The organism is Pseudomonas sp. HS6-2 (assembly GCF_049325675.2).
Classification (GTDB): Bacteria; Pseudomonadota; Gammaproteobacteria; order Pseudomonadales; family Pseudomonadaceae; genus Aquipseudomonas; species Aquipseudomonas putida_N.
Genome location: NZ_CM143906.1, coordinates 5,312,757 through 5,333,845, shown reverse-complemented (window position 1 = coordinate 5,333,845; position 21,089 = coordinate 5,312,757). Strand labels below are relative to the sequence as shown.

The following is a 21,089-nucleotide window of genomic DNA, read 5'->3' as shown; positions in this document are numbered from 1 at the left end:
CATTCGCGGGGCAAGCCCGCTCCTACAGGTCTGGCGTGTACCTGTAGGAGTGGGCTTGTCCCGCGAAAGTAATATTGAGGTCAGACGCGGAACTGGCTGACCAGCATCTGCAAGTGACCACCCAGGCGCGCCAGCTCGACGCTGGACGCTGCCGTTTCATCACTGGCCGCTGCAGTCTGCTCGGACACATCCCGCACATTCAGGATGCTGCGGCTGATCTCTTCAGCCACCGCGCTCTGCTGCTCGGCCGCCGCCGCGATCTGCTGGTTCATCGACTGAATACTCGAAACCGTGCCGGTGATGTTCTCCAGCGAGGCACCGGCCTTGCGCGCCAGCTCGACACTGCTGTCGGTCAATGTGCGGCTGCCCTGCATGGCATTGGCCACCTGCTGGGTACCGTGCTGCAGGCTGGCCACCAGCTCTTCGATCTCTTCGGTGGACTTCTGCGTGCGCTGTGCCAGGCCACGCACTTCATCGGCGACCACGGCGAAACCACGGCCGGCTTCACCGGCACGGGCCGCTTCGATCGCAGCGTTGAGCGCCAACAGATTGGTCTGCTCGGCCACCGACTTGATCACGTCCATCACGCTGCCGATCTTCTGGCTTTCCTGCTGCAGCAGGTTCATGGCCTCGGTGGAGCGGTGCACTTCTTCGGCCAGGCGTTCGATCTGGCTGATTGCCTCGCCCACCACGCGATCTCCGGCACGGGCCTCGTCGTCGGCACCTGTGGCCGCGTGCGAGGCCTGTTCGGCGTTGCGCGCCACTTCCTGAACGGTGGCGGCCATTTCGTGCATGGCGGTGGCCACTTGGTCAGTCTCGACCTTCTGGCTGTTGGCGCCGGCGCTGGTCTGCTCGGTCACCGCCGACAGCTCTTCAGCGGCGCTGGCGATCTGGGTAACGCCGTCACGGATACCGCTGATCAGCTCGCGCAGGGTGGTGCCCATGCGCGCGATGCCTTGCTGCAGCACGCCGATTTCGTCGCGGCGGGTGACGCGCAGGTCGTGGGTCAGGTCGCCACCGGCGATGCGTTCCACGGCTTGCAAGGTATCGCGCAGCGGGCGGGTGATCTGGCGGGTGATGACTACGGCGGCGATGACGCCAGCCAGCAGCGCCAGCAGCGTGGCGATGGTCTGCAGGCTGCGCGCCTGAGCACTTTCGGCGTCACGGCGTTCCAGCTGGATCTTGTACAGCGCGTCGCTGCGCTTGACGATGTCGGCACCCTGCACGGTCATTTCCGCGCGGGCAACGGTGATGTCGGCGACCGCATCGCGGAATTGGCGCACGGCATCGCGATAGGCTTGCACCGACTGTTCGAACTGCTGCACGCGGGTGGCTTCAGCGGGCAGCTGGCGCTTGAGGTTGCCGATGTCGGCCAACGTACCGTCCAGCTGGCGCAGGGCGGCCTGTTCGTTGGCGGCGGTGTTGTCGGCAATGTAGCCGCGCACATCGATGCGCACCTGCAGCAGCTGCTGGCGCGCCTTGCTGATCAGCTGGTACTGGGCCAGGCGCACGCTGTCGGCCTCGGGGCGGGACATGACGTCCTGGCTGAGCGACTCCATGGCCTCATCGGCCTTGGCCGCCGACACGTTCATCGCATCACGGGCGGCCAGCGAGCTCTTGTAGCCGGCGCGCATCTTGTTCAGCGACACCTTGTACTCGCTGATGGTCTGTCCCAGCTCCTTGAGCAGCGCGACGTTGGCCGGGCTGGTGAAGGTGGTGACCAGGTATTGCTGCTGCTTGCTGAAAGCGTCGAGCTTGGCCTGGGTATTGGCAGCGGCGGTGTCATCGCCGTTGGCGATCATGTACTGCAGGCGCGAGATGCGCAGGTCGGTCAGGTCCTTGTTGAGCTGGCCGATGTCGCCCATCCAGTTGCTGCGGTCGATCAGGCTGCCCAGGCTGGTCCAGCCAGTCAGGGCCAGCAGGCCGGTTAGAAACAGCACCAGGCCGAAGCCCAGGCCGAGTTTGAGGTTGACGCTGATATTGGCGAACCAGCTGTTCATGCACGCTCTCCAGAAAATTCATTCGCTCACTTGATCATCGATCGCAGGGTGTTGTTGTTCTGGGGGCCCGCTGATTCGTGCAGGTGTTATCGGCACGACGATTGGAAAGCTGAATCGCTTTTTCAGCTGATTTGTAACTATGTGAAAACGTTTGCTTTTTGTAGATCGAAGGGGCCGCTTTGCGGCCCCGTGCAATTTCAAAGGCTACGCGCGCTGAAGGTATCGCAGCTGTTCACATTACCCTGGGCAAACCCAGCCTTGAACCAGCGCACCCGCTGCGCCGAGGTGCCATGGGTGAACGAGTCGGGCACTACGCGCCCCTGGCCCCGCTGTTGCAGCCGGTCATCACCAATGGCATTGGCCGCGTTCAGGGCCTCCTCGACATCGCCGGGCTCCAGCCAGTTCAGCCGCTTCTGCGCCTGATACGCCCACACCCCGGCCAGGCAGTCAGCCTGCAGTTCCTGGCGCACCAGCAGGCCATTGTCGCCTTCCATGCGCTGGCCGCTGCGCCGCGCGGCATCGACCTTGGCCGACACCCCCAGCAAGGTCTGCACGTGGTGGCCGATCTCGTGGGCGATCACGTAGGCCTGGGCGAAATCGCCGGCCGCAGCGAAGCGGGTTTCCATCTCGCGGAAGAACGACATGTCCAGGTAGACCCGCTGATCCGCCGGGCAGTAGAACGGCCCGACCGCTGCGGAAGCGAAACCGCAGGCCGAATTCACCTGGCCGCTGAACAGTACCAGCTTGGGGTCGCGGTATTGCTTGCCAGCCTGGGCGAACAAGGCTTTCCAGGTGTCTTCCGTGTCACCCAGGATCGAGGCGACGAACTGCGCCTGTTCGTCATTGGCCGGCGGTGCCTTGCCGCCGGCACCATTTGGCGCTGCCTGCTGTTGCTGTTGGTCCATCTGCCCGGCGAGCTGGCCAAGGATCTGCAATGGGTCCTGGCCGGTCAGCCAGCCGATGCCGACAATCAGCAGCACCGCGCCAAGCCCCAGCCCCTTGCCGCCGCCAAAGCGCATGCCGCCGCCACCACCTTCGCCGCGCGCATCGACCACGTTGTCGCTGCGCCGGCCTTTTCGCCATTCCATGAAGTGCTCTCCAGAGCGTGAAACATGGGGATAAAGATTAGATCAGCCCAGCCAAAGCGACTAATACATAACCGTTTGGTTATGCAATGGGCGGCTGATTTCAATATTCATCCCGCGCGACCTATCTGAAACTGCAAGTCCGCCTGCCGTGTACAGGCGTTTTCATAATTCCAAGAGAGGAATCCGGCATGCCCGCCCAGGACAACAGCCGCTTCGTGATCCGTGATCGCAACTGGCACCCCAAGGCCCTGACGCCCGACTACAAGACTTCCATTGCCCGCTCGCCGCGCCAGGCACTGGTCAGCATCCCACAGTCGATCAGCGAAACCACCGGCCCGGACTTTTCCCACCTGGGCTTTGGTGCCCACGACCATGACCTGCTGCTGAACTTCAACAACGGTGGCCTGCCGATCGGCGAGCGCATCATCGTTGCCGGCCGCATCGTCGACCAGTACGGCAAGCCTGTGCCGAACACCCTGGTGGAAATGTGGCAAGCCAACGCCGGCGGCCGCTATCGCCACAAGAACGACCGTTACCTGGCGCCGCTGGACCCGAATTTCGGTGGCGTCGGCCGCTGTCTGACCGACCGCGACGGCTACTACAGCTTCCGCACCATCAAGCCGGGCCCGTACCCATGGCGCAACGGCCCGAATGACTGGCGCCCGGCGCACATCCACTTCGGCATCAGCGGCCCGTCGATCGCCACCAAGTTGATCACCCAGCTGTATTTCGAAGGTGACCCACTGATTCCGATGTGCCCGATCGTCAAGTCGATCGCCAACCCCGAAGCCGTACAGCAGTTGATCGCCAAGCTCGACATGAGCAACGCCAACCCGATGGACTGCCTGGCGTACCGCTTCGACATCGTGCTGCGCGGCCAGCGCAAGACCCACTTCGAAAACTGCTGAGGACCCCGCCATGCCAATCGAACTGCTGCCGGAAACCCCCTCGCAGACCGCCGGCCCCTACGTGCACATCGGCCTGGCCCTGGAAGCCGCCGGCAACCCGACCCGCGACCAGGAAATCTGGAACCGCCTGGCCAAGCCCGAGGCTGCGGGTGAGCACATCCTGCTGATCGGCCACGTATATGACGGCAACGGCCACCTGGTGCGTGACTCGTTCCTTGAGCTGTGGCAGGCCGACGCCAATGGCCAGTACCAGGACGCCTACAACCTGGAAAACGCCTTCAACAGCTTCGGCCGCACCGCCACCACCTTCGATGCCGGCGAGTGGACCGCGCACACGGTCAAGCCGGGTGTGGTGAACAATGCCGCAGGCGTGCCGATGGCGCCGCATATCAACATCAGCCTGTTTGCCCGGGGGATCAACATCCACCTGCATACGCGCCTGTACTTCGATGACGAGCCCGAGGCCAATGCCAAGTGCCCGGTGCTCAACCTGATCGAGCAGCCGCAGCGTCGCGAGACCTTGATTGCCAAGCGTTGCGAGGTAGATGGGAAGACGGCATATCGTTTCGATATCCGTATTCAGGGGGAAGGGGAGACGGTCTTCTTCGACTTCTGAGTGAAGCCTGGGGCCGCTTTGCGGCCCATTCGCGGGGCAAGCCCGCTCCTACAGAGACCGTGCAATACCTGTAGGAGAGGGCTTGTCCCGCGAATGCTTCAACGGCGAACCATCAGCACGCCGCTTTCCATGTGGTGGGTATAGGGGAACTGGTCGAACAACGCACAACGCTCGATGCGGTGCGTGTCCTGCAACTGGGCAATGTTCGCCGCCAGCGTCTCCGGGTTGCACGAGATGTATAGGATCCGCTCGAAGCGCCGGGTCAGCTCGCAAGTATCCGGGTCCATCCCCGCACGCGGAGGGTCGACAAACACGGTGCCGAAGTCATAGCTCTTCAGGTCGATCCCTTCCAGCCGGCGGAACGGCCGCACCTCGTTCAGCGCCTGGGTCAGCTCTTCCGCCGACAGGCGCACCAGCCGCACGTTATCCACAGCGTTCTCGTCGAGGTTGCTCAGCGCGGCATTGACCGAGGTCTTGCTGATTTCGGTTGCCAGCACCTGGCGCACGCGGGTGGCCAGCGGCAGGGTGAAGTTGCCGTTGCCGCAATACAGCTCCAGCAGGTCGTCCTCACGTTCGCCGATGGCCTCGAACGCCCAGCTCAGCATCTTCTGGTTCACCGCGCCGTTGGGCTGGGTGAACGCGCCTTCCGGCTGGCGGTAGCTGAAGACCCGACCGGCGACATCGAGCTTTTCCACCGCATAGTCGCGGCCGATCACCAGGCGCTTGCCCTTCGAGCGGCCGATCACGCTCACGCCAAGATCGGTGGCGAGCTGGCGCGCAGCCACTTCCCAGGCCTCGTCCAGCGGGCGGTGGTAGCACATCGTGACCATGGCATCGCCGGCGAGGGTGGTGAGGAACTCCACCTGGAACAGGCGATTGCCCAGTTCCTCGCTGGCCTGCCAAGCGGCCTTCAAGCGCGGCATCAGCTCATTGATGCGCTGGCTGGCGATGGGGAAGTCGTCGATCAGGATCGCCTTGTGCTTGTCGCCCGGGGCGAACATCGCGTAGTGGCGCTGGCCATCCTCGCGCCACAGGCGGAACTCGGCGCGCAGGCGGTAGTGCTCGCGCGGCGAGTCGAAAACGGCCGGTTCGGGCGCGCCGAAGGGCGCCAGCAGCTCGCGCAAGCGGGCGACTTTGCCCTCGAGCTGGGTGTCGTAGGCGGAAGGATCGAAGACAGCACTCATGCGTTGAACCAGCCCAGCTTGATGACGAACAGGATGGAAAGGATCACCAGAGCCGGGTTCAGGTCGCGGTGGCGGCCAGAGATCAGCTTGACGGCGGTCCAGGAGATGAAGCCGAAGGCGATGCCATTGGCGATCGAGTAAGTCAGCGGCATGGCCAGGGCGGTCACCACCACCGGTGCGGCCTCGGTGACGTCGTCCCAGTTGATTTCCGCCAGGCCCGAGGCCATCAGCACGGCGACGAACAGCAGTGCCGGGGCGGTGGCAAAGGCCGGCACGCTACCGGCCAGTGGGGCGAAGAACAGCGCCAGCAGGAACAGGATGGCGACCACGATGGCGGTCAAACCAGTACGGCCACCGGCGCTTACGCCAGCAGCGGATTCGATGTAGCTGGTGGTGGTCGAGGTGCCCAGCAGCGAACCGGCCATGGCGGCGGTGCTGTCGGCGATCAGGGCACGGCCCATCTTCGGCATGTGGCCGTCCTTGCCCATCAGGCCGGCGCGCTTGGCCACGCCGATCAGGGTGCCGGAGTTGTCGAACAGGTCGACGAACAGGAAGGCGAAGATCACGCTGACCAGGCCGACGTCGAGGGCGCCCTTGATGTCCAGCTGGAGGAAGGTCGGCGCCAGCGACGGCGGCATCGAGACCACACCGCCGAACGGTGTCACGCCCATCAGGATCGAGGCGATGGTCACGGCCAGAATGCCGATCAGCACTGCGCCACGAACTTTGAGCGACTCAAGGCCAACGATCAGGAAGAAGCCTAGGGTGGCGAGGATCGGCGCCGGCTGCTTGAGGTCACCAAGGCCCACCAGGGTCGCCGGGTTATCGACGACGATGCCGGCGTTATGCAGAGCGATGAGTGCCAGGAACAGGCCGATACCTGCAGCAATCGCCGAACGCAGCGGCAGCGGGATGCTGTTCACGATCCATTCGCGGATGCGGAAGATCGACAGCAGGAAGAACATCACTGCGGAGAGGAACACCGCGCCCAGGGCCACCTGCCAGGTGTGGCCCATGTGCAGGACTACCGTGTAGGTGAAGAACGCGTTCAGGCCCATGCCCGGCGCCAGAGCGATCGGGTAGTTGGCAATCAGGCCCATGGTGGTCGAGCCGATGGCGGCGGCCAGGCAGGTGGCGACGAAAATCGCACCTTTGTCCATGCCGGTCTCGCCGAGGATGCTCGGGTTGACGAACAGGATGTAGGCCATGGCCAGGAAGGTGGTGACGCCCGCAAGAATCTCGGTGCGCACGTTGGTGTTGTGTGCTTTTAGTTGAAACAGCCTTTCCAGCATGCCCGCTCCCCAGGGCGCCCTCGCGCCGTGAATGTATCGACCCCATCAGCAAAGCACAGACCGTAGCGGATGCCGTGCTTTTGTGTGGGGCGGAAAAAAGCCGCGCATCATACCAGCATGCTCGGCGGGGGCCTATCGCCGTTGGGGAATGGGTAGTCTGTGCCGGCCTTTTCGCGAGGCAGGCGAGCAATCAGCCGTTGTGCAAGCGGTCCCGCTTGGCCAGTGTAGGGAACAACTTTATCCACACCCCGGTCACCACCAGCGTGCCCACGCCGCCCAGCACCACCGCCGGCACCGTGCCAAACCAGTGCGCCGTTACCCCGGACTCGAACTCGCCCAACTGGTTCGAGGCACCGATGAACAACCCGTTCACCGCGCTCACCCGGCCACGCATCTCGTCCGGCGTCTCCAACTGCACGAAGGCACCGCGGATCACCATGCTGATCATGTCCGCCGCGCCGAGCACCACCAGCACCGCCAGCGAGAACCAGAACGAGGTCGACAGGCCGAAGGCGATGGTTGCCACGCCAAACAGGCCGACGGCGGTGAACATGGTGCGGCCGACCTTGCGCTCGACCGGGAAACGCGCCAGCCACAGCGACATCAGCAATGCCCCGACCGCCGGCGCCGAGCGCAGCAGGCCCAGGCCCCATGGGCCGGTAAGCAGGATGTCCTTGGCGAACACCGGCAGCAGGGCGGTGGCGCCACCCAGCAGCACGGCAAACAAGTCCAGCGAGATGGCCCCGAGGATGTCGGGCCGGCTGCGGATGAAGCGGATGCCGGCCATCAGCGATTCGAGACTGGCGCGGCCACGCTGAGGCACCTGCTGGCGCGAGTCGAGGCTGAGCATCAACAGGCAGGCGATGGCGTACAGGGCGACGGTCGGGCCGTACACCCAGGTGCTGCCGAAGGCGTACAGGAACCCGCCCACGGCCGGGGCGACGATGGTGCCCGCCTGGGTCGCCGAAGCCGAGGCCGCCACCGCCCGCGGGAACAGCCCCGGCGGCACCACATTGGGCAGCAGTGCCTGAGTCGCTGGCATTTCGAACGAGCGGGTGGCGCCGAGCAGGAAAGCCAGGACGAAGATCAGCTCGCGGCTGACGTTGTCGGTGGCGCTGCCCACGGCCAGCGCCAGGGCGATCAGCCCCTGCAAGCTCTGGCACAGCGCCGCGACCTTGCGCCGGTCATAGCGGTCGGCGACGTGCCCGGTGTGCAACATGAACAGTACCCGGGGGGCGAATTCGACCAGGCCCACCAGGCCCAGGTCGAGCACATTGCCGGTCAGCTGGTAGAGGTGCCAGCCAATGGCCACGGTGAGCATCTGGAAGCCGCTGGCGGTGAACACCCGGGCCAGCCAGAAGGCGATGAAAGGGCGGTGATGACGCAACAACTGCGGTGCGGATTCGGACATCGGAAAACCTGTTGGCCTCGGCGCAGTAGAGGGGCCCGCAGCGTATCATCTGTTTGTAACAAACAGTTACTGTTTGCCATGGTCGGCACTTTTTCACGTGGCGTGAAAGAGGGTGGGGCAACGGGTCACGCGGCAATCAACCACACGGCCCAGCGGGCCATTCGGGACTATGCTTCCTAACAGTCGTTGATCTGGATCAATTGTTCCAGATCTAACGAATTGGCCCTTGGGCCGGAATCCCTGCGATCGAACAGAACAATTCCAATGTGCCGCACTCGACTACCGTGGGGGCAGTGGGCGACGGGGCCACAAGCCCGGACGCCGGATTATCTGAAGAGGAAGCACCATGTTCGGAATAGAGGCCTTAGAACTCGCCCGAATGCAGTTTGCCTTTACCGTGTCGTTCCACATCCTGTTCCCGGCCATCACCATTGGCCTGGCGAGCTACCTGGCGGTCCTCGAAGGCCTCTGGCTGCGGACCCACAACCAGGTTTACCGTGACCTCTACCACTTCTGGTCGAAGATCTTCGCCGTCAACTTCGGCATGGGCGTGGTCTCCGGCCTGGTCATGGCCTACCAGTTCGGCACCAACTGGAGCCGCTTCTCCGACTTTGCCGGCGCCATTACCGGCCCGTTGCTGACCTATGAAGTGCTCACCGCCTTCTTCCTTGAGGCGGGTTTCCTGGGCGTCATGCTGTTTGGCTGGAACCGCGTTGGCCGTGGCCTGCACTTCTTTTCCACGGTGATGGTCGCGCTCGGCACCCTGGTCTCGACCTTCTGGATTCTGGCCTCCAACAGCTGGATGCAGACCCCTCAGGGCCACGAGATCATCGATGGCCGGGTGGTGCCGGTGGACTGGTTCGCGGTGGTGTTCAACCCGTCGTTCCCCTATCGCCTGATGCACATGGCCACTGCTGCGTTCGTGTCCACGGCGTTCTTCGTCGGTGCGTCGGCCGCCTGGCACCTGCTGCGTGGGCGTGACAACCCGGCGGTGCGCAAGATGCTGTCGATGGCCATGTGGATGGCTCTGGTCGTTGCCCCGATCCAGGCGGTAATCGGTGATTTCCATGGCCTCAACACGCTCAAGCATCAGCCGGTGAAGATCGCCGCGATCGAAGGCCACTGGGAGAACGTGCCCGGTGAGCCGACCCCGCTGATCCTGTTCGGCATCCCCGACATGAAGGCCGAAACCACCCGGTTCAAGGTCGAAATCCCGGCGCTCGGCAGCCTGATCCTGACCCACAGCCTGGACAAGCAGGTGCCGGCGATGAAGGAGTTCCCGCCTGAGGATCGGCCCAACTCGACCATCGTGTTCTGGTCATTCCGAATCATGGTCGGGCTCGGCTTCCTGATGATCTTCGTCGGCCTGTGGAGCCTGTGGCTGCGCAAGCGCGGCACCCTCTACACCTCGCGGCCGTTCCTGTACCTGGCCCTGTGGATGGGCCCGTCCGGGCTGATCGCGCTGCTCGCCGGGTGGTTCACCACCGAAATCGGCCGCCAGCCGTGGGTGGTGTATGGCCTGATGCGCACCGCCGATGGCGTGTCCAACCACAGTTATGCACAGCTCGGCTTCACCCTGGTGGCATTCGTGGTGGTGTACTTCGCCCTGTTCGGTACCGGCCTTGGCTACATGATGCGCCTGGTGCGCAAAGGCCCGCAGACCGGCGAGGGTGATGAACACAACCCCGGTGGCCCTGGCACCCAACGCACGCCGGCGCGGCCGCTGTCCGCCGCCGATGATGGCCATGAGGCCGAGTCTGCCAGCCTGAGCAAGGGGAACTGAGCCATGGGTATCGACCTTCCGCTGATCTGGGCCGTGATCATCATCTTCGGCGTCATGATGTACGTGGTGATGGATGGTTTCGACTTGGGCATCGGCATGCTCTTCCCCTTCGTCAAGGGCGAGCGTGACCGCGATGTGATGATGAATACCGTTGCGCCCGTCTGGGACGGCAACGAAACCTGGTTGGTGCTGGGCGGTGCCGGGCTGTTCGGGGCGTTCCCGATGGCCTACGCGGTGGTGCTCGAAGCGCTGTACCTGCCGCTGATCCTGATGCTGATCGGCCTGATCTTCCGTGGCGTGGCCTTCGAGTTCCGCTTCAAGGCCAAGGCCGACAAGCGTCATGTGTGGGACAAGGCGTTCATCGGCGGTTCGCTGGTTGCCACCTTCTTCCAGGGCGTGGCGCTGGGCGCCTTCCTTGAAGGCTTCAAGGTGGTCGACCGGCACTTCGCCGGTGGCACCCTCGACTGGTTGACGCCGTTCAGCCTGTTCTGCGGCCTTGGGCTGATCGTCGCCTACACCCTGCTGGGCTGTACCTGGCTGATCATGAAGACCGAGGGCGACCTGCAATTGAAGATGCACGACCTCGCCCGACCGCTGGCGCTGGTGCTGCTGGCGGTGATCGGCATCGTCAGCCTGTGGACCCCGATCGCCTACCCGCAGATTGCCGATCGCTGGTTCAGCATGCCCAACCTGTTCTGGTTCATGCCGGTGCCGCTGCTGGTACTGGTGACCTTCTACGGCTTGCTCAAGGCGGTGGCGCGCAATGCCCACTACACGCCGTTCCTGCTCACCCTGGTGTTGATATTCCTGGGCTACAGCGGGCTGGGCATCAGCCTGTGGCCGAACATCATCCCGCCGTCGATCTCGATCTGGGATGCCGCAGCGCCGCCGCAGAGCCAGGGCTTCATGCTGGTGGGCACGTTGTTCATCCTGCCGTTCATCCTCATGTACACCTTCTGGAGCTACTACGTGTTCCGCGGCAAGGTGACCCATGAAGACGGCTATCACTAGGAGGGCCACATGATGACCGGTAAACATGGCCTGGAAGAGAAGAAACCGCTGTGGCAGCGGCTGGGTTGGCTGGTGCTGATCTGGGCGATGAGCGTGGCGGCCCTGGGCATGGCGGCCTGGGTGATGCGCCTGTTCATGGGGGCCGCTGGCCTGACCACCCATTGAGTGAAAGGGGGCGCCTGGCGCCCCCTGCCTTTATTTACGAGCCTTGAGGATCACAAATTTCGGGGTTGCAGCTACCTGCTCTACGCCACGGAACAACCGCGCCAGCTTGCTGTGATAGCCCAGATGACGGTTGCCGACGATGCAGAGCGCTCCGCCCACTACCAGCGCCTCGCGCGCCTGCTGGAACATGCGCCAGGCGAGGAAGTCACCCACCACCTGCTGCTGGTGGAACGGTGGATTGCACAGCACCACATCCAGCGACTGCTTTTCCACCCCGGCCAGGCCGTCTCCCGGCAAGACTGTTACCGGCCGCTCACCCAGAGCCGCTTGCCAGTTCTCCTGCGCCGACTGCACCGCCATGTACGATTCATCGACCAGGGTGAAGTGCGCGTCCGGGTTGGCCAGCGCGCTGGCAATGGCCAGCACGCCGTTACCGCAGCCCAGGTCGGCTACTCGGGCGTTGCCCAGGTTGCGGGGCAAGTGGGGCAGGAAGGCACGAGTGCCGATATCCAGGCCCTCGCGGCAGAACACATTGGCATGGTTGACCAAGTCCAGCACCGGCGTGTCGAGCTGGTAGCGGGTCGGGTAGGGCGATCGGGCGGCAGGGCGGTCGGCAACCGTGGCGGTCAGCAAACGGGCCTTTTTCTGTGCCAGCGAAGCTTGCACCGGGCCGATGTACTTTTCCATCAGGTCACCGGCCGCGCGCGGCAGGTGCTTGATCATGGCACCTGCAATCACCTGGGCGCCGGGTGCCAGGTGGCCTTGCAGGCGGATCAGTTGTTCTTCGAGCAGCGCCAGGGTCTTCGGCACGCGCACCAGCACGCGGTCAAACGGGCCCTGCCAGTGCTCGCTGGCCGGCACGAAGGGCACGCTGTCGAACGCCTTGCCATTACGCGCCAGGTTTTTCTCCAGCGCCATGTGCGCCAGGTGCGAGTCGCCGCTGCTGACTACCTGCAGATGATCGGCGAGGCTGGCTGCCAGGGCGCCGAAGCTGTCGTTGAGCACCAGTACCCGGCTGCCGGCGTCAAGGCCGTGCCCATGCAGCTGTTCGAGCAGGTATTCATCGGCGGCATCGAAGGCTTGCAGCGGGTCGTTGGCCTGGTCCGGCTGGCGGATCAGGTCGAGTTCGGCGTAGGGGGTGGTCAACAGGGGCATGGCGTCTGGCTCGGGTACGAATCTGCCCGTGGCGGTTCGCCGCGAGCTTTGGTACGCGATTCTACAGGGCTTTGCCCGAGGCCGCAGGCTACTGTTCGATCAGGCCGCGCATCATGGCGATGGCGATGGCACCAGCCTTGTTGGCGGCGTTGGTCTTGGTGATCACACTGCGAATGTGGAAGTTCACCGTGCTTTGCGACAGCGTCAGGATGCAGGCAACGTCGGCGGCGGTCTTGCCGGCGGCCGACCACTTGAGCACTTCGATTTCGCGCTCGCTCATTTTCAACGGTGTGCTGAGCTTGTCCAGATGATATTCGCTGATGATCGCGTGCAGGGTGTGGCACAGCCATTGCACCTTGCAGGATTTGTCGTAAAGCTCGGCGATGCTCACATCTTTGCTTGGCCTGCAAATGCTGACTTGGCTCTCATTATGCTGAAGGTCATGCAAGGACTGCGTCCAGCCATGGCGAAGCCCGTGTGCGCAAGCCTGCTCGCGGAAGTCGGGTACTTCGCGGTACAGGTCATCGGTCCACAATACCGGCAAGGTCGAGGTATGGCTGCGAGTCGCCGCTGCGTCCCGTTTGTAGAAGTCGTCGCGCTGGTAGCGCTCGATCCACGCGACAGGATAGTTGCTGTATAGGAACTGCCGTGGCGATTGGGCTGCCAGTTGAATGCGGACTTTCAGCCCCAGGAACACCATGTCGAGGTCTTGCGCCAGGTGCACGGCCAGATCAAAAACCTTTTGCGGCGTGCTTTCGCTTATCAGCTGATGGAGATGCTCATGATTCCACTGAAGCATCTGGTCACACTCCCTGGGATGTGGTGGATTCCAATCCGTTTGCATACCGGAAAGATTGTAGGAAAAGACCGGCATTCATGTTGGGATTTTTTGTTATAGAGGCCGCATTTTTCATGTAGCCCGACACCGCCGCCGGGTTGTGCCCTTACTTTCCGGCGGTTTTTATCCAGGCCGCTTTGCGCGACACTGGGCGCACGCCATACACGGAGCCCGTCATGACCGCCAGTGCCGACAAGTTTACCCGCCAGACCCTGCTCGACGTCCAGCCGCTGACGCCGAACCTGTTCAGCCTGCGGGTTACGCGTGATCCAGGGTTTCGCTTCCGGGCCGGCCAGTTTGCCCGGCTGGGCGTGACCAAGGCCGATGGCAGTGTGGTCTGGCGTGCCTATTCGATGGTCAGCGCTCCCCATGATGAATACCTCGACTTCTTTTCAATCGTGGTTCCGGGGGGCGAATTCACCAGCGAGCTCAGCCGCCTGGGCGAGGGCGATAGCCTGTTGATCGACCGTCAGGCGTTCGGCTACCTGACCCTCGACCGCTTCATCGGCGGCCGCGACCTGTGGTTGCTGGCAACCGGTACTGGCATTGCGCCTTTCATGTCGATCCTGCAGGACTTCGAGGCCTGGGAGCGGTTCGACAACATCAAGCTGGTGTACTCGGTTCGCGAGGCGAAAGAGCTGGCGTATGTAGACGACATCGCCGGGCTGGAGCAGCGGGATTACCTGGCCGAGTTCGCTGGCAAGCTGCAGTTCATTCCGGTCGTCACTCGTGAGCAGCACCCAGGGGCATTGAATGCGCGTATCACCACGCTGATCGAGAATGGCGAGCTGGAAAAGGCGGCGGGGCTGGAGTTGTCGCCCGAGCATTCGCGGATCATGCTCTGCGGCAACCCCGAGATGATCGACGAGACACGCAAGGTGCTCAAGGCGCGTGACCTGCAACTGAGCCTTAGCAAGCGGCCGGGGCAGGTGGCGGTGGAAAACTACTGGTAATGCAAAGGGGCCACGATGCGGCCCCAGCCATTTCAGGGCAACCGATTCTGGTTCTGCGCCTTGAGCAGGTCGCGGATCTCGGTGAGCAGGGTTTCCTGCGGAGTGGGGACTGGCGGAGCAGTCGGTGCCACGGCTTCTTCGCGCTTGAGGCGGTTGATTGCCTTCACGCCCATGAAGATGGCGAAGGCGACGATGACGAAGTCGATCACGGTCTGTATGAACTTGCCGTAGGCCAGCACCACTGCGGGCACATCACCCTCGGCAGCCTTCAGGGTGATTGCCAGGTCGCTGAAGTCGACACCGCCGATCAGCAGACCCAGTGGTGGCATGACCACGTCACCGACGAAGGACGAGACGATCTTGCCGAAGGCTGCGCCGATGATGATACCGACCGCCATGTCGACGACATTGCCTTTGACCGCGAAGGCCTTGAACTCACTGATCATGCCCATGTTTGGTTCCTTGTAACAAATGGTGAGGTTAACGCAGTGTAAGCCACTAAAACGCTTCATGCGTTGGCTTCAGGGGTAGTGACTGCGGTTAGAACGAATAGTTTTGTCGCATCCCGACGCGTTCGAGACACATCGGCCTCGGCTATCATGGCGGTTTTTTCCAGGAGACCCTGCCCATGGCCAAGGCCAAGCGTTTATATGGCTGCACCGAGTGCGGCGCGACCTTCCCCAAGTGGGCTGGCCAATGTGCCGACTGTGGGGCCTGGAACACCCTGGTCGAGACCATGATCGAAAGCGGCGGGGCGGCGGCCCCAAGCGGCCGCGCCGGCTGGACCGGGCAGCAGGCGCAGATCAAGACCCTGGCCGAAGTCAGCGTCGAAGAAATTCCGCGCTTCACCACCAGCAGCACCGAACTCGACCGCGTGCTCGGCGGTGGCCTGGTCGATGGCTCGGTGGTGCTGATCGGTGGTGACCCAGGGATCGGCAAGTCGACCATCCTGCTGCAGACCCTGTGCAACATCGCGGTGGGCTTGCCCGCGTTGTACGTCACCGGTGAAGAGTCGCAGCAGCAGGTGGCCATGCGCTCGCGGCGCCTGGGCCTGCCCCAGGACCAGCTCAAGGTGATGACCGAGACTTGCATCGAAACCATCATTGCCACCGCGCGGGTGGAAAAACCCCGGGTCATGGTGATCGACTCGATCCAGACCATCTTCACCGAGCAGTTGCAGTCCGCCCCTGGTGGCGTGGCCCAGGTGCGCGAGAGCACCGCGCTGCTGGTGCGTTATGCCAAGCAGAGTGGTACGGCGATCTTCCTGGTCGGCCACGTCACCAAGGAAGGCTCGCTGGCCGGGCCGCGGGTGCTGGAGCACATGGTCGACACCGTGCTGTACTTCGAGGGCGAGTCCGACGGCCGCCTGCGCTTGCTGCGGGCGGTGAAGAACCGGTTCGGCGCGGTCAACGAACTGGGCGTGTTCGGCATGACCGACCGTGGCTTGAAAGAGGTGTCCAACCCCTCGGCAATCTTCCTCAACCGCACCCAGGAAGAAGTGCCTGGCAGTGTGGTCATGGCCACTTGGGAAGGCACCCGGCCCATGCTGGTCGAGGTGCAGGCGCTGGTCGATGACAGCCACCTGGCCAACCCGCGACGGGTCACCCTGGGCCTGGATCAGAACCGCCTGGCCATGTTGCTGGCGGTACTGCACCGACATGGTGGCATTCCCACCCATGACCAGGACGTGTTCCTCAACGTGGTCGGCGGGGTGAAGGTATTGGAGACGGCTTCGGACCTGGCGTTGCTGGCAGCGGTGATGTCCAGCCTGCGCAACCGGCCGTTGGCCCATGGGTTGCTGGTGTTTGGCGAAATTGGCTTGTCGGGCGAGGTGCGGCCAGTGCCCAGCGGCCAGGAGCGCCTGAAAGAGGCGGCCAAGCATGGCTTCAAACGCGCCATTGTGCCCAAGGGCAATGCGCCGAAGGAGCCGCCTGCGGGGTTGCAGGTGATTGCCGTGACCCGGCTTGAACAGGCGTTGGATGCCTTGTTCGAATAAACGAAAAAGGGGGAGCCGACGATGCGCATCGGCTCCCCCCACGTCACCGCTCAGTCAGCGGTCAATGTTCGGCCACCGCACTGCGCCTGGGCGCCTGGTTGCCATGCTCGTCCAGCTCCATCACCGGCACTTCGTTGCCCTCGGCATCGAACAGCTTGCCATCCTTGAAGAAGTCGCCATCACGCAGGCACGAGATGTCCGAGTACTGGATGGTGCGTTCGTAGGCTGCGGCGAACACCGACTGGTTCTCCGAGTTGCCCGTCTTGAAGTGGTTGAACAGCAGGTTCAGCAGGATGGCCATGATTGCCGCCGAGCTGATGCCCGAGTGGAAGATGGTCTCGAACCAGTTCGGGAAGTTGTGGTAGAAGGTCGGCGCGGCGATCGGAATCATGCCGAAGCCCAGCGAAGCAGCGACGATGATCAGGTTGACGTTGTTCTTGTAGTTGACCTTCGACAGGGTACGGATACCGCTGGCGGCCACGGTGCCGAACAGCACGATGCCCGCGCCACCCAGTACTGGGGTCGGTACTGCGGCAATTACCCGGCCCATCACCGGCAGCAAGCCGAGCACCACCAGGATCACGCCACCGGTGGCCACCACGTAGCGGCTCTTGACCCCGGTCACGGCCACCAGGCCGACGTTCTGGGCGAAGGCGCTCTGGGTGAACGAGCCGAAGATCGGCGCCAGGATGCTCGACGCCATGTCGGCACGCAGGCCGTTGCCCAGGCGTTTGGAGTCGACCTTGGTGTCGATGATCTCACCCACGGCGAGGATGTCGGCCGAGGTTTCCACCAGGGTCACCATGATCACGATGCACATCGACAGGATCGCGGCGATGTGGAACTCCGGCATGCCGAAGTGGAACGGGGCGGGGAAGGCGAACATCGGGCCTTGGCTGACCTTGCTGAAGTCGGTCATGCCCAGCGCCCAGGCGATCAGCGTGCCGATCACCATGGCCAGCAGGATCGACAACCGCGAAATGGTTGCGCTACCGAGTTTGCTCAGCACCAGGACGATGGCGAAGGTCAGTGCAGCCAGGCCGATATTGGCCACGCTGCCGAACTCCGGCGAAGCGCTGTTGCCGCCCATCACCCAGCGCGCGGCGACTGGCATCAGGGTCAGGCCGATGGTGGTGATGACGATGCCGGTCACCAGCGGCGGGAAGAACTTGGTAATGCGCGAGAACACCGGGGTGATCAGGAAACCGATCACCGACGCTGCCATGACCGCGCCGAGCACGCCCGGCAGGCCGCCCCCGCCCTCACTGCTGAGGATGGCGCCCATGGTCGCCACGCCGGCGAACGATACGCCCTGCACCAGCGGCAACTGGCAACCGAAGAACGGGATGCCCAGCGTCTGCAGCAAGGTCGCCAGGCCACCGGCAAACAGCGACGCGGCAATCAGCATGCCGATTTCGGCACCGTTGAGGCCGGCTGCCTGACCCAGGATCAGGGGTACCGCGACGATCCCGCCATACATGGTCAGCACATGCTGTAGACCATAGGCCAGGTTGGCACCCAGCCCGAGGTTTTCGTCCTCGGGGCGCTGGGCGGGAGACGTGCTAGGGGACGTAGTCATGGAGCAGGCTCTCTGTTTATTGTTGTGGCACTACTGTAGACATTTCCTACAAATGATTGCTACATAAATTGTATACAAGTTTTTGATCGGAACGCGTACAGCAGGCCTTGCGATATGTGCAAGACCTCAATGCAGAACGCGTACCAAGTTATTGAATGCGGTGTTAGAGGGGTGTGTACAAAGCGGCGCTACCCAGGCAGAAAGCTGTCTGGGTAGCCAAGAAACAGAAGGTGGGAAGGCTGTTAGCCAACTAACAGATTCTATTCTTCGATGAGTTCGCGCAGCTCGCGCATCATTTCGGTGCCATCGGCCAGGTTCAATTCCACAAGACGGTGCAAATGGCTCATTGAGTCGACGTCGATGTACAGGCAGACGAAGCCCAGGCGGGTGGGCTCCTCATGGCGCAGTTCCACCTGCATTTGTACCCGCACCTCGGGGTTCAGGTGGATGACCGCATCGAAGTCCTGGGTCAGGTCGGCGTCCCAGGGTTCGGGGCATTTGACCAGCATGCCCTTAAGCGACACATCCAGCAGTTTTACCGGCCAGCGGCGGTCGCCCTGACGCAGCTCGGTGGGGGCATCGAAATCGATGCGCTGGAAGCGGCGGCGTTCGTCGTGATCGCTCATGGGGTAGGTCCTCGGGTGACATCCTGACTATAGTTAGTTGGATATGTGCATCAGGTACCGCAATCTGGCCGCAGAGGCTCTAGACCAAAGCAAGTGTGGCAATGCGCGATGACACGCCCTAGACTCGATGGGCGGTCTTTTCCAATCCACCAGCTGGAAGCAAACCATGAACAACAATAATAGCCTGCTACGCCACATTCCGTGGCTGGCGCTGGCAGTCATAGGAGCCTGCGCGCTGGGTGTCGTCGCCCTGCGTCGCGGCGAGGCGATCAATGCCTTGTGGATCGTGGTCGCTGCGGTGGCCATCTACCTGGTCGCCTACCGTTACTACAGCCTGTTCATCGCCACCAAGGTGATGCAACTCGACCCTCGCCGAGCCACCCCGGCGGTGCTCAACAACGACGGTCTGGATTACGTTCCAACCAACAAACACATTCTCTTCGGTCACCACTTCGCCGCCATTGCTGGCGCCGGCCCCCTGGTCGGCCCGGTACTCGCCGCGCAAATGGGCTACCTGCCCGGCACGCTGTGGCTGATTGCCGGCGTGGTGCTGGCCGGTGCGGTGCAGGACTTCATGGTCCTGTTCCTCTCCACCCGTCGCAACGGCCGCTCGCTGGGCGACATGGTGCGCGAGGAGATGGGCCGCATCCCGGGGACCATCGCCCTGTTCGGCTGCTTCCTGATCATGATCATCATCCTCGCGGTGCTGGCGCTGATCGTGGTCAAGGCCCTGGCCGAGAGCCCATGGGGCATGTTCACGGTAATGGCGACCATCCCGATCGCGATGTTCATGGGCATCTACATGCGCTACATCCGCCCGGGCCGCATTGGCGAGATCTCGGTGGTCGGCGTGGTACTGCTGCTGGCGTCGATCTGGCTGGGGGGCCAGATTGCAGCCGATCCGGTCTGGGGCCCGGCGTTCACCTTCACTGGCGTGCAGATCACCTGGATGCTGGTCGGCTACGGCTTCGTCGCTGCCGTGTTGCCGGTCTGGCTGGTACTGGCGCCGCGTGACTACCTGTCGACCTTCCTCAAGATCGGTACCATCATCGCCCTGGCCATCGGCATCCTGGTGACCATGCCCGAGCTGAAAATGCCAGCGCTGACCCAGTTCACCGACGGCACCGGCCCGGTGTGGAAGGGCACACTGTTCCCGTTCCTGTTCATCACCATCGCCTGCGGCGCGGTATCCGGCTTCCATGCGCTGATTTCCTCGGGGACCACGCCGAAGCTGCTGGACAACGAAGCCAACGCCCGTTACATCGGCTACGGCGGCATGCTGATGGAGTCGTTCGTCGCCATCATGGCCATGGTTGCCGCCTCGGTGATCGAGCCGGGCGTGTACTTCGCCATGAACAGCCCGGCCGCGGTGGTTGGCGCCGACGTGGCTTCGGTGGCGCAAACGGTCAGCAGCTGGGGCTTCATGATCACCCCTGAGCAGCTCGAAGCGGTGGCCCGTGACATCGGCGAGCACACCGTTCTCGCCCGTGCCGGTGGTGCACCGACCCTGGCCGTGGGTATCGCGCAGATCCTGCACCAAGTGCTGCCGGGTGAAAACACCATGGCCTTCTGGTACCACTTCGCGATCCTGTTCGAGGCGCTGTTCATCCTCACCGCGGTGGACGCCGGTACCCGTGCCGGCCGCTTCATGCTGCAAGACCTGCTGGGCAGCTTCGTGCCGGCGCTCAAGCGCACCGAGTCGTGGACTGCCAACCTGATCGGCACCGCCGGTTGCGTTGCGCTGTGGGGCTACCTGCTATACCAGGGCGTGATCGACCCACTGGGTGGCATCAACACTCTGTGGCCGCTGTTCGGTATCTCCAACCAGATGCTGGCCGGTATCGCCCTGATGCTCGGCACCGTGGTACTGATCAAGATGAAGCGCGAGCGCTACATCTGGGTCACCCTGCTGCCGGCTGCCTGGCTGCTGATCTGCACCACTGCGGCGGGCCTGATCAAGCTGTTCGACCCGAACCCGGCCGTCGGCTTCCTGGCCCTGGCCAAGAAGTACAGCACCGCGCTGGATGCCGGTCAGGTCTTGGCCCCGGCCAAGGACATCAACCAGATGCAGCACGTGATCTTCAACGCCTACACCAACGCCGGCCTGACCATTCTGTTCCTGCTGGTGGTGTTCAGTGTGCTGTTCTTCGCCCTCAAGGTCGGCTACGCCGCCCTCGGCCGCAAAGAACGCACCGACAAGGAAACCCCGTTCCAGGCCCTGCCTGACGCTTGAGAGGACTGCAGTGATGTTCAACGACCTGGGTCGACTGGGTAAATACCTGGGGCAGGCAGCCCGCCTGATGGTCGGCATGCCCGACTACGACAACTACGTCGAGCACATGCGCAACAAGCACCCGGACCAGCCGGTGATGACGTACGAGGCGTTCTTCCGCGAACGTCAGGAAGCACGTTACGGTGGCAAGTCCGGGCCCAAGTGCTGTTGAACCTGCAACGTGCGTGAACCTGTGGGAGGCCGGGCAACCG

Annotated in this window: 19 protein-coding genes; 9 read left to right on the top strand and 10 right to left on the bottom strand. The window is 63.3% G+C overall.

The window, feature by feature from the left end; genetic code table 11:
• Window positions 1–80: 80 nt before the first annotated feature.
• Window positions 81–2,000, bottom strand: a complete 1,920-nt coding sequence (locus ACOKS3_RS24945) for a HAMP domain-containing methyl-accepting chemotaxis protein (RefSeq protein ID WP_422763711.1) — start codon at window positions 1,998–2,000, stop codon at window positions 81–83.
• Between the two features lie 197 nt (window positions 2,001–2,197).
• Window positions 2,198–3,088: a KPN_02809 family neutral zinc metallopeptidase gene (gene ypfJ / locus ACOKS3_RS24940; protein WP_103448997.1), complete on the bottom strand. Its 891-nt coding sequence runs from the start codon at window positions 3,086–3,088 to the stop codon at window positions 2,198–2,200.
• Between the two features lie 188 nt (window positions 3,089–3,276).
• Here ypfJ and pcaH point away from each other — a divergent pair, with 188 nt between their 5' ends.
• The gene (pcaH, locus tag ACOKS3_RS24935) at window positions 3,277–3,996 is read left to right on the top strand and encodes a protocatechuate 3,4-dioxygenase subunit beta (protein WP_103449008.1); all 720 of its coding nucleotides are present in this window, start codon (window positions 3,277–3,279) and stop codon (window positions 3,994–3,996) included.
• A gap of 10 nt (window positions 3,997–4,006) precedes the next feature.
• Entirely contained in the window at window positions 4,007–4,612 is a 606-nt protein-coding gene (gene pcaG / locus ACOKS3_RS24930; RefSeq protein ID WP_422763712.1) for a protocatechuate 3,4-dioxygenase subunit alpha, read from the top strand.
• A 98-nt stretch (window positions 4,613–4,710) separates the two neighbouring features.
• Here pcaG and trmA read toward each other — a convergent pair whose 3' ends face one another.
• From trmA to ACOKS3_RS24915, 3 genes are all read right to left on the bottom strand, one after another.
• Window positions 4,711–5,796 (bottom strand): tRNA (uridine(54)-C5)-methyltransferase TrmA, encoded by a 1,086-nt coding sequence (trmA, locus tag ACOKS3_RS24925; protein WP_422763713.1) that lies wholly within the window; start codon window positions 5,794–5,796, stop codon window positions 4,711–4,713.
• Window positions 5,793–7,088: an NCS2 family permease gene (locus ACOKS3_RS24920; RefSeq protein WP_422763714.1), complete on the bottom strand. Its 1,296-nt coding sequence runs from the start codon at window positions 7,086–7,088 to the stop codon at window positions 5,793–5,795. Before ACOKS3_RS24920 ends, trmA begins: the two co-directional genes overlap by 4 nt.
• A 190-nt stretch (window positions 7,089–7,278) precedes the next feature.
• The gene (locus tag ACOKS3_RS24915; protein ID WP_463581458.1) at window positions 7,279–8,499 is read right to left on the bottom strand and encodes an MFS transporter; all 1,221 of its coding nucleotides are present in this window, start codon (window positions 8,497–8,499) and stop codon (window positions 7,279–7,281) included.
• A 346-nt stretch (window positions 8,500–8,845) separates the two neighbouring features.
• Here ACOKS3_RS24915 and ACOKS3_RS24910 point away from each other — a divergent pair, with 346 nt between their 5' ends.
• From ACOKS3_RS24910 to ACOKS3_RS24900, 3 genes are read left to right on the top strand one after another with little or no spacing between them, the layout of a single operon-like run.
• Window positions 8,846–10,282 carry a cytochrome ubiquinol oxidase subunit I gene (locus tag ACOKS3_RS24910; protein WP_103449017.1) on the top strand — a complete coding sequence of 479 codons (1,437 nt, stop codon included), beginning with the start codon at window positions 8,846–8,848 and terminating at the stop codon, window positions 10,280–10,282.
• Window positions 10,283–10,285: 3 nt separating this feature from the next.
• Window positions 10,286–11,293: a cytochrome d ubiquinol oxidase subunit II gene (cydB, locus tag ACOKS3_RS24905; RefSeq protein WP_079226526.1), complete on the top strand. Its 1,008-nt coding sequence runs from the start codon at window positions 10,286–10,288 to the stop codon at window positions 11,291–11,293.
• 9 nt (window positions 11,294–11,302) lie between these two features.
• Window positions 11,303–11,458 carry a DUF2474 domain-containing protein gene (locus tag ACOKS3_RS24900; RefSeq protein WP_103449019.1) on the top strand — a complete coding sequence of 52 codons (156 nt, stop codon included), beginning with the start codon at window positions 11,303–11,305 and terminating at the stop codon, window positions 11,456–11,458.
• A gap of 30 nt (window positions 11,459–11,488) precedes the next feature.
• Here the strand turns inward: ACOKS3_RS24900 and ACOKS3_RS24895 are convergent, their stop codons facing one another.
• Window positions 11,489–12,613 carry a methyltransferase gene (locus ACOKS3_RS24895; protein WP_422763716.1) on the bottom strand — a complete coding sequence of 375 codons (1,125 nt, stop codon included), beginning with the start codon at window positions 12,611–12,613 and terminating at the stop codon, window positions 11,489–11,491.
• A gap of 88 nt (window positions 12,614–12,701) precedes the next feature.
• Window positions 12,702–13,412, bottom strand: a complete 711-nt coding sequence (locus ACOKS3_RS24890) for an autoinducer binding domain-containing protein (protein ID WP_103449024.1) — start codon at window positions 13,410–13,412, stop codon at window positions 12,702–12,704.
• Window positions 13,413–13,627: 215 nt separating this feature from the next.
• Here ACOKS3_RS24890 and ACOKS3_RS24885 point away from each other — a divergent pair, with 215 nt between their 5' ends.
• Window positions 13,628–14,404, top strand: coding sequence for a ferredoxin--NADP reductase (locus ACOKS3_RS24885; protein ID WP_103449026.1), 777 nt, complete (start codon window positions 13,628–13,630; stop codon window positions 14,402–14,404).
• Between the two features lie 32 nt (window positions 14,405–14,436).
• On the opposite strand, the gene mscL is transcribed toward ACOKS3_RS24885, so the two are convergent.
• Window positions 14,437–14,856: a large-conductance mechanosensitive channel protein MscL gene (gene mscL / locus ACOKS3_RS24880; RefSeq protein ID WP_103449028.1), complete on the bottom strand. Its 420-nt coding sequence runs from the start codon at window positions 14,854–14,856 to the stop codon at window positions 14,437–14,439.
• 176 nt (window positions 14,857–15,032) lie between these two features.
• On the opposite strand from mscL, the gene radA reads away from it, so the two are divergent.
• Window positions 15,033–16,400, top strand: coding sequence for a DNA repair protein RadA (gene radA, locus ACOKS3_RS24875; protein ID WP_060485566.1), 1,368 nt, complete (start codon window positions 15,033–15,035; stop codon window positions 16,398–16,400).
• A gap of 61 nt (window positions 16,401–16,461) precedes the next feature.
• Here the strand turns inward: radA and ACOKS3_RS24870 are convergent, their stop codons facing one another.
• A complete protein-coding gene (locus ACOKS3_RS24870) occupies window positions 16,462–17,979 on the bottom strand; it encodes a nucleobase:cation symporter-2 family protein (protein ID WP_103449029.1) in 1,518 nt (505 codons plus the stop codon).
• Window positions 17,980–18,239: 260 nt separating this feature from the next.
• A complete protein-coding gene (locus ACOKS3_RS24865; RefSeq protein ID WP_422763717.1) occupies window positions 18,240–18,605 on the bottom strand; it encodes a PilZ domain-containing protein in 366 nt (121 codons plus the stop codon).
• Between the two features lie 166 nt (window positions 18,606–18,771).
• Between ACOKS3_RS24865 and ACOKS3_RS24860 the strand changes: the two genes are divergently transcribed.
• The gene (locus ACOKS3_RS24860; protein ID WP_027918411.1) at window positions 18,772–20,838 is read left to right on the top strand and encodes a carbon starvation CstA family protein; all 2,067 of its coding nucleotides are present in this window, start codon (window positions 18,772–18,774) and stop codon (window positions 20,836–20,838) included.
• 13 nt (window positions 20,839–20,851) lie between these two features.
• Window positions 20,852–21,049, top strand: a complete 198-nt coding sequence (locus tag ACOKS3_RS24855) for a YbdD/YjiX family protein (RefSeq protein ID WP_103449033.1) — start codon at window positions 20,852–20,854, stop codon at window positions 21,047–21,049.
• Window positions 21,050–21,089: the final 40 nt, after the last annotated feature.

Excerpts from the sequence above, each read along its gene's own strand:
- mscL (WP_103449028.1), bottom strand. The coding sequence starts at position 14,856 with ATGGGCATGATCAGTGAGTTCAAGGCCTTCGCGGTCAAAGGCAATGTC.
- ACOKS3_RS24895 (WP_422763716.1), bottom strand. The coding sequence starts at position 12,613 with ATGCCCCTGTTGACCACCCCCTACGCCGAACTCGACCTGATCCGCCAG.
- cydB (WP_079226526.1), top strand. The coding sequence starts at position 10,286 with ATGGGTATCGACCTTCCGCTGATCTGGGCCGTGATCATCATCTTCGGC.
- ACOKS3_RS24855 (WP_103449033.1), top strand. The coding sequence starts at position 20,852 with ATGTTCAACGACCTGGGTCGACTGGGTAAATACCTGGGGCAGGCAGCC.
- ypfJ (WP_103448997.1), bottom strand. The coding sequence starts at position 3,088 with ATGGAATGGCGAAAAGGCCGGCGCAGCGACAACGTGGTCGATGCGCGC.
- ACOKS3_RS24890 (WP_103449024.1), bottom strand. The coding sequence starts at position 13,412 with ATGCTTCAGTGGAATCATGAGCATCTCCATCAGCTGATAAGCGAAAGC.
- ACOKS3_RS24870 (WP_103449029.1), bottom strand. The coding sequence starts at position 17,979 with ATGACTACGTCCCCTAGCACGTCTCCCGCCCAGCGCCCCGAGGACGAA.
- ACOKS3_RS24920 (WP_422763714.1), bottom strand. The coding sequence starts at position 7,088 with ATGCTGGAAAGGCTGTTTCAACTAAAAGCACACAACACCAACGTGCGC.
- ACOKS3_RS24945 (WP_422763711.1), bottom strand. The coding sequence starts at position 2,000 with ATGAACAGCTGGTTCGCCAATATCAGCGTCAACCTCAAACTCGGCCTG.
- trmA (WP_422763713.1), bottom strand. The coding sequence starts at position 5,796 with ATGAGTGCTGTCTTCGATCCTTCCGCCTACGACACCCAGCTCGAGGGC.
- ACOKS3_RS24885 (WP_103449026.1), top strand. The coding sequence starts at position 13,628 with ATGACCGCCAGTGCCGACAAGTTTACCCGCCAGACCCTGCTCGACGTC.
- pcaG (WP_422763712.1), top strand. The coding sequence starts at position 4,007 with ATGCCAATCGAACTGCTGCCGGAAACCCCCTCGCAGACCGCCGGCCCC.
- radA (WP_060485566.1), top strand. The coding sequence starts at position 15,033 with ATGGCCAAGGCCAAGCGTTTATATGGCTGCACCGAGTGCGGCGCGACC.
- pcaH (WP_103449008.1), top strand. The coding sequence starts at position 3,277 with ATGCCCGCCCAGGACAACAGCCGCTTCGTGATCCGTGATCGCAACTGG.
- ACOKS3_RS24910 (WP_103449017.1), top strand. The coding sequence starts at position 8,846 with ATGTTCGGAATAGAGGCCTTAGAACTCGCCCGAATGCAGTTTGCCTTT.
- ACOKS3_RS24915 (WP_463581458.1), bottom strand. The coding sequence starts at position 8,499 with ATGTCCGAATCCGCACCGCAGTTGTTGCGTCATCACCGCCCTTTCATC.
- ACOKS3_RS24900 (WP_103449019.1), top strand. The coding sequence starts at position 11,303 with ATGATGACCGGTAAACATGGCCTGGAAGAGAAGAAACCGCTGTGGCAG.
- ACOKS3_RS24860 (WP_027918411.1), top strand. The coding sequence starts at position 18,772 with ATGAACAACAATAATAGCCTGCTACGCCACATTCCGTGGCTGGCGCTG.
- ACOKS3_RS24865 (WP_422763717.1), bottom strand. The coding sequence starts at position 18,605 with ATGAGCGATCACGACGAACGCCGCCGCTTCCAGCGCATCGATTTCGAT.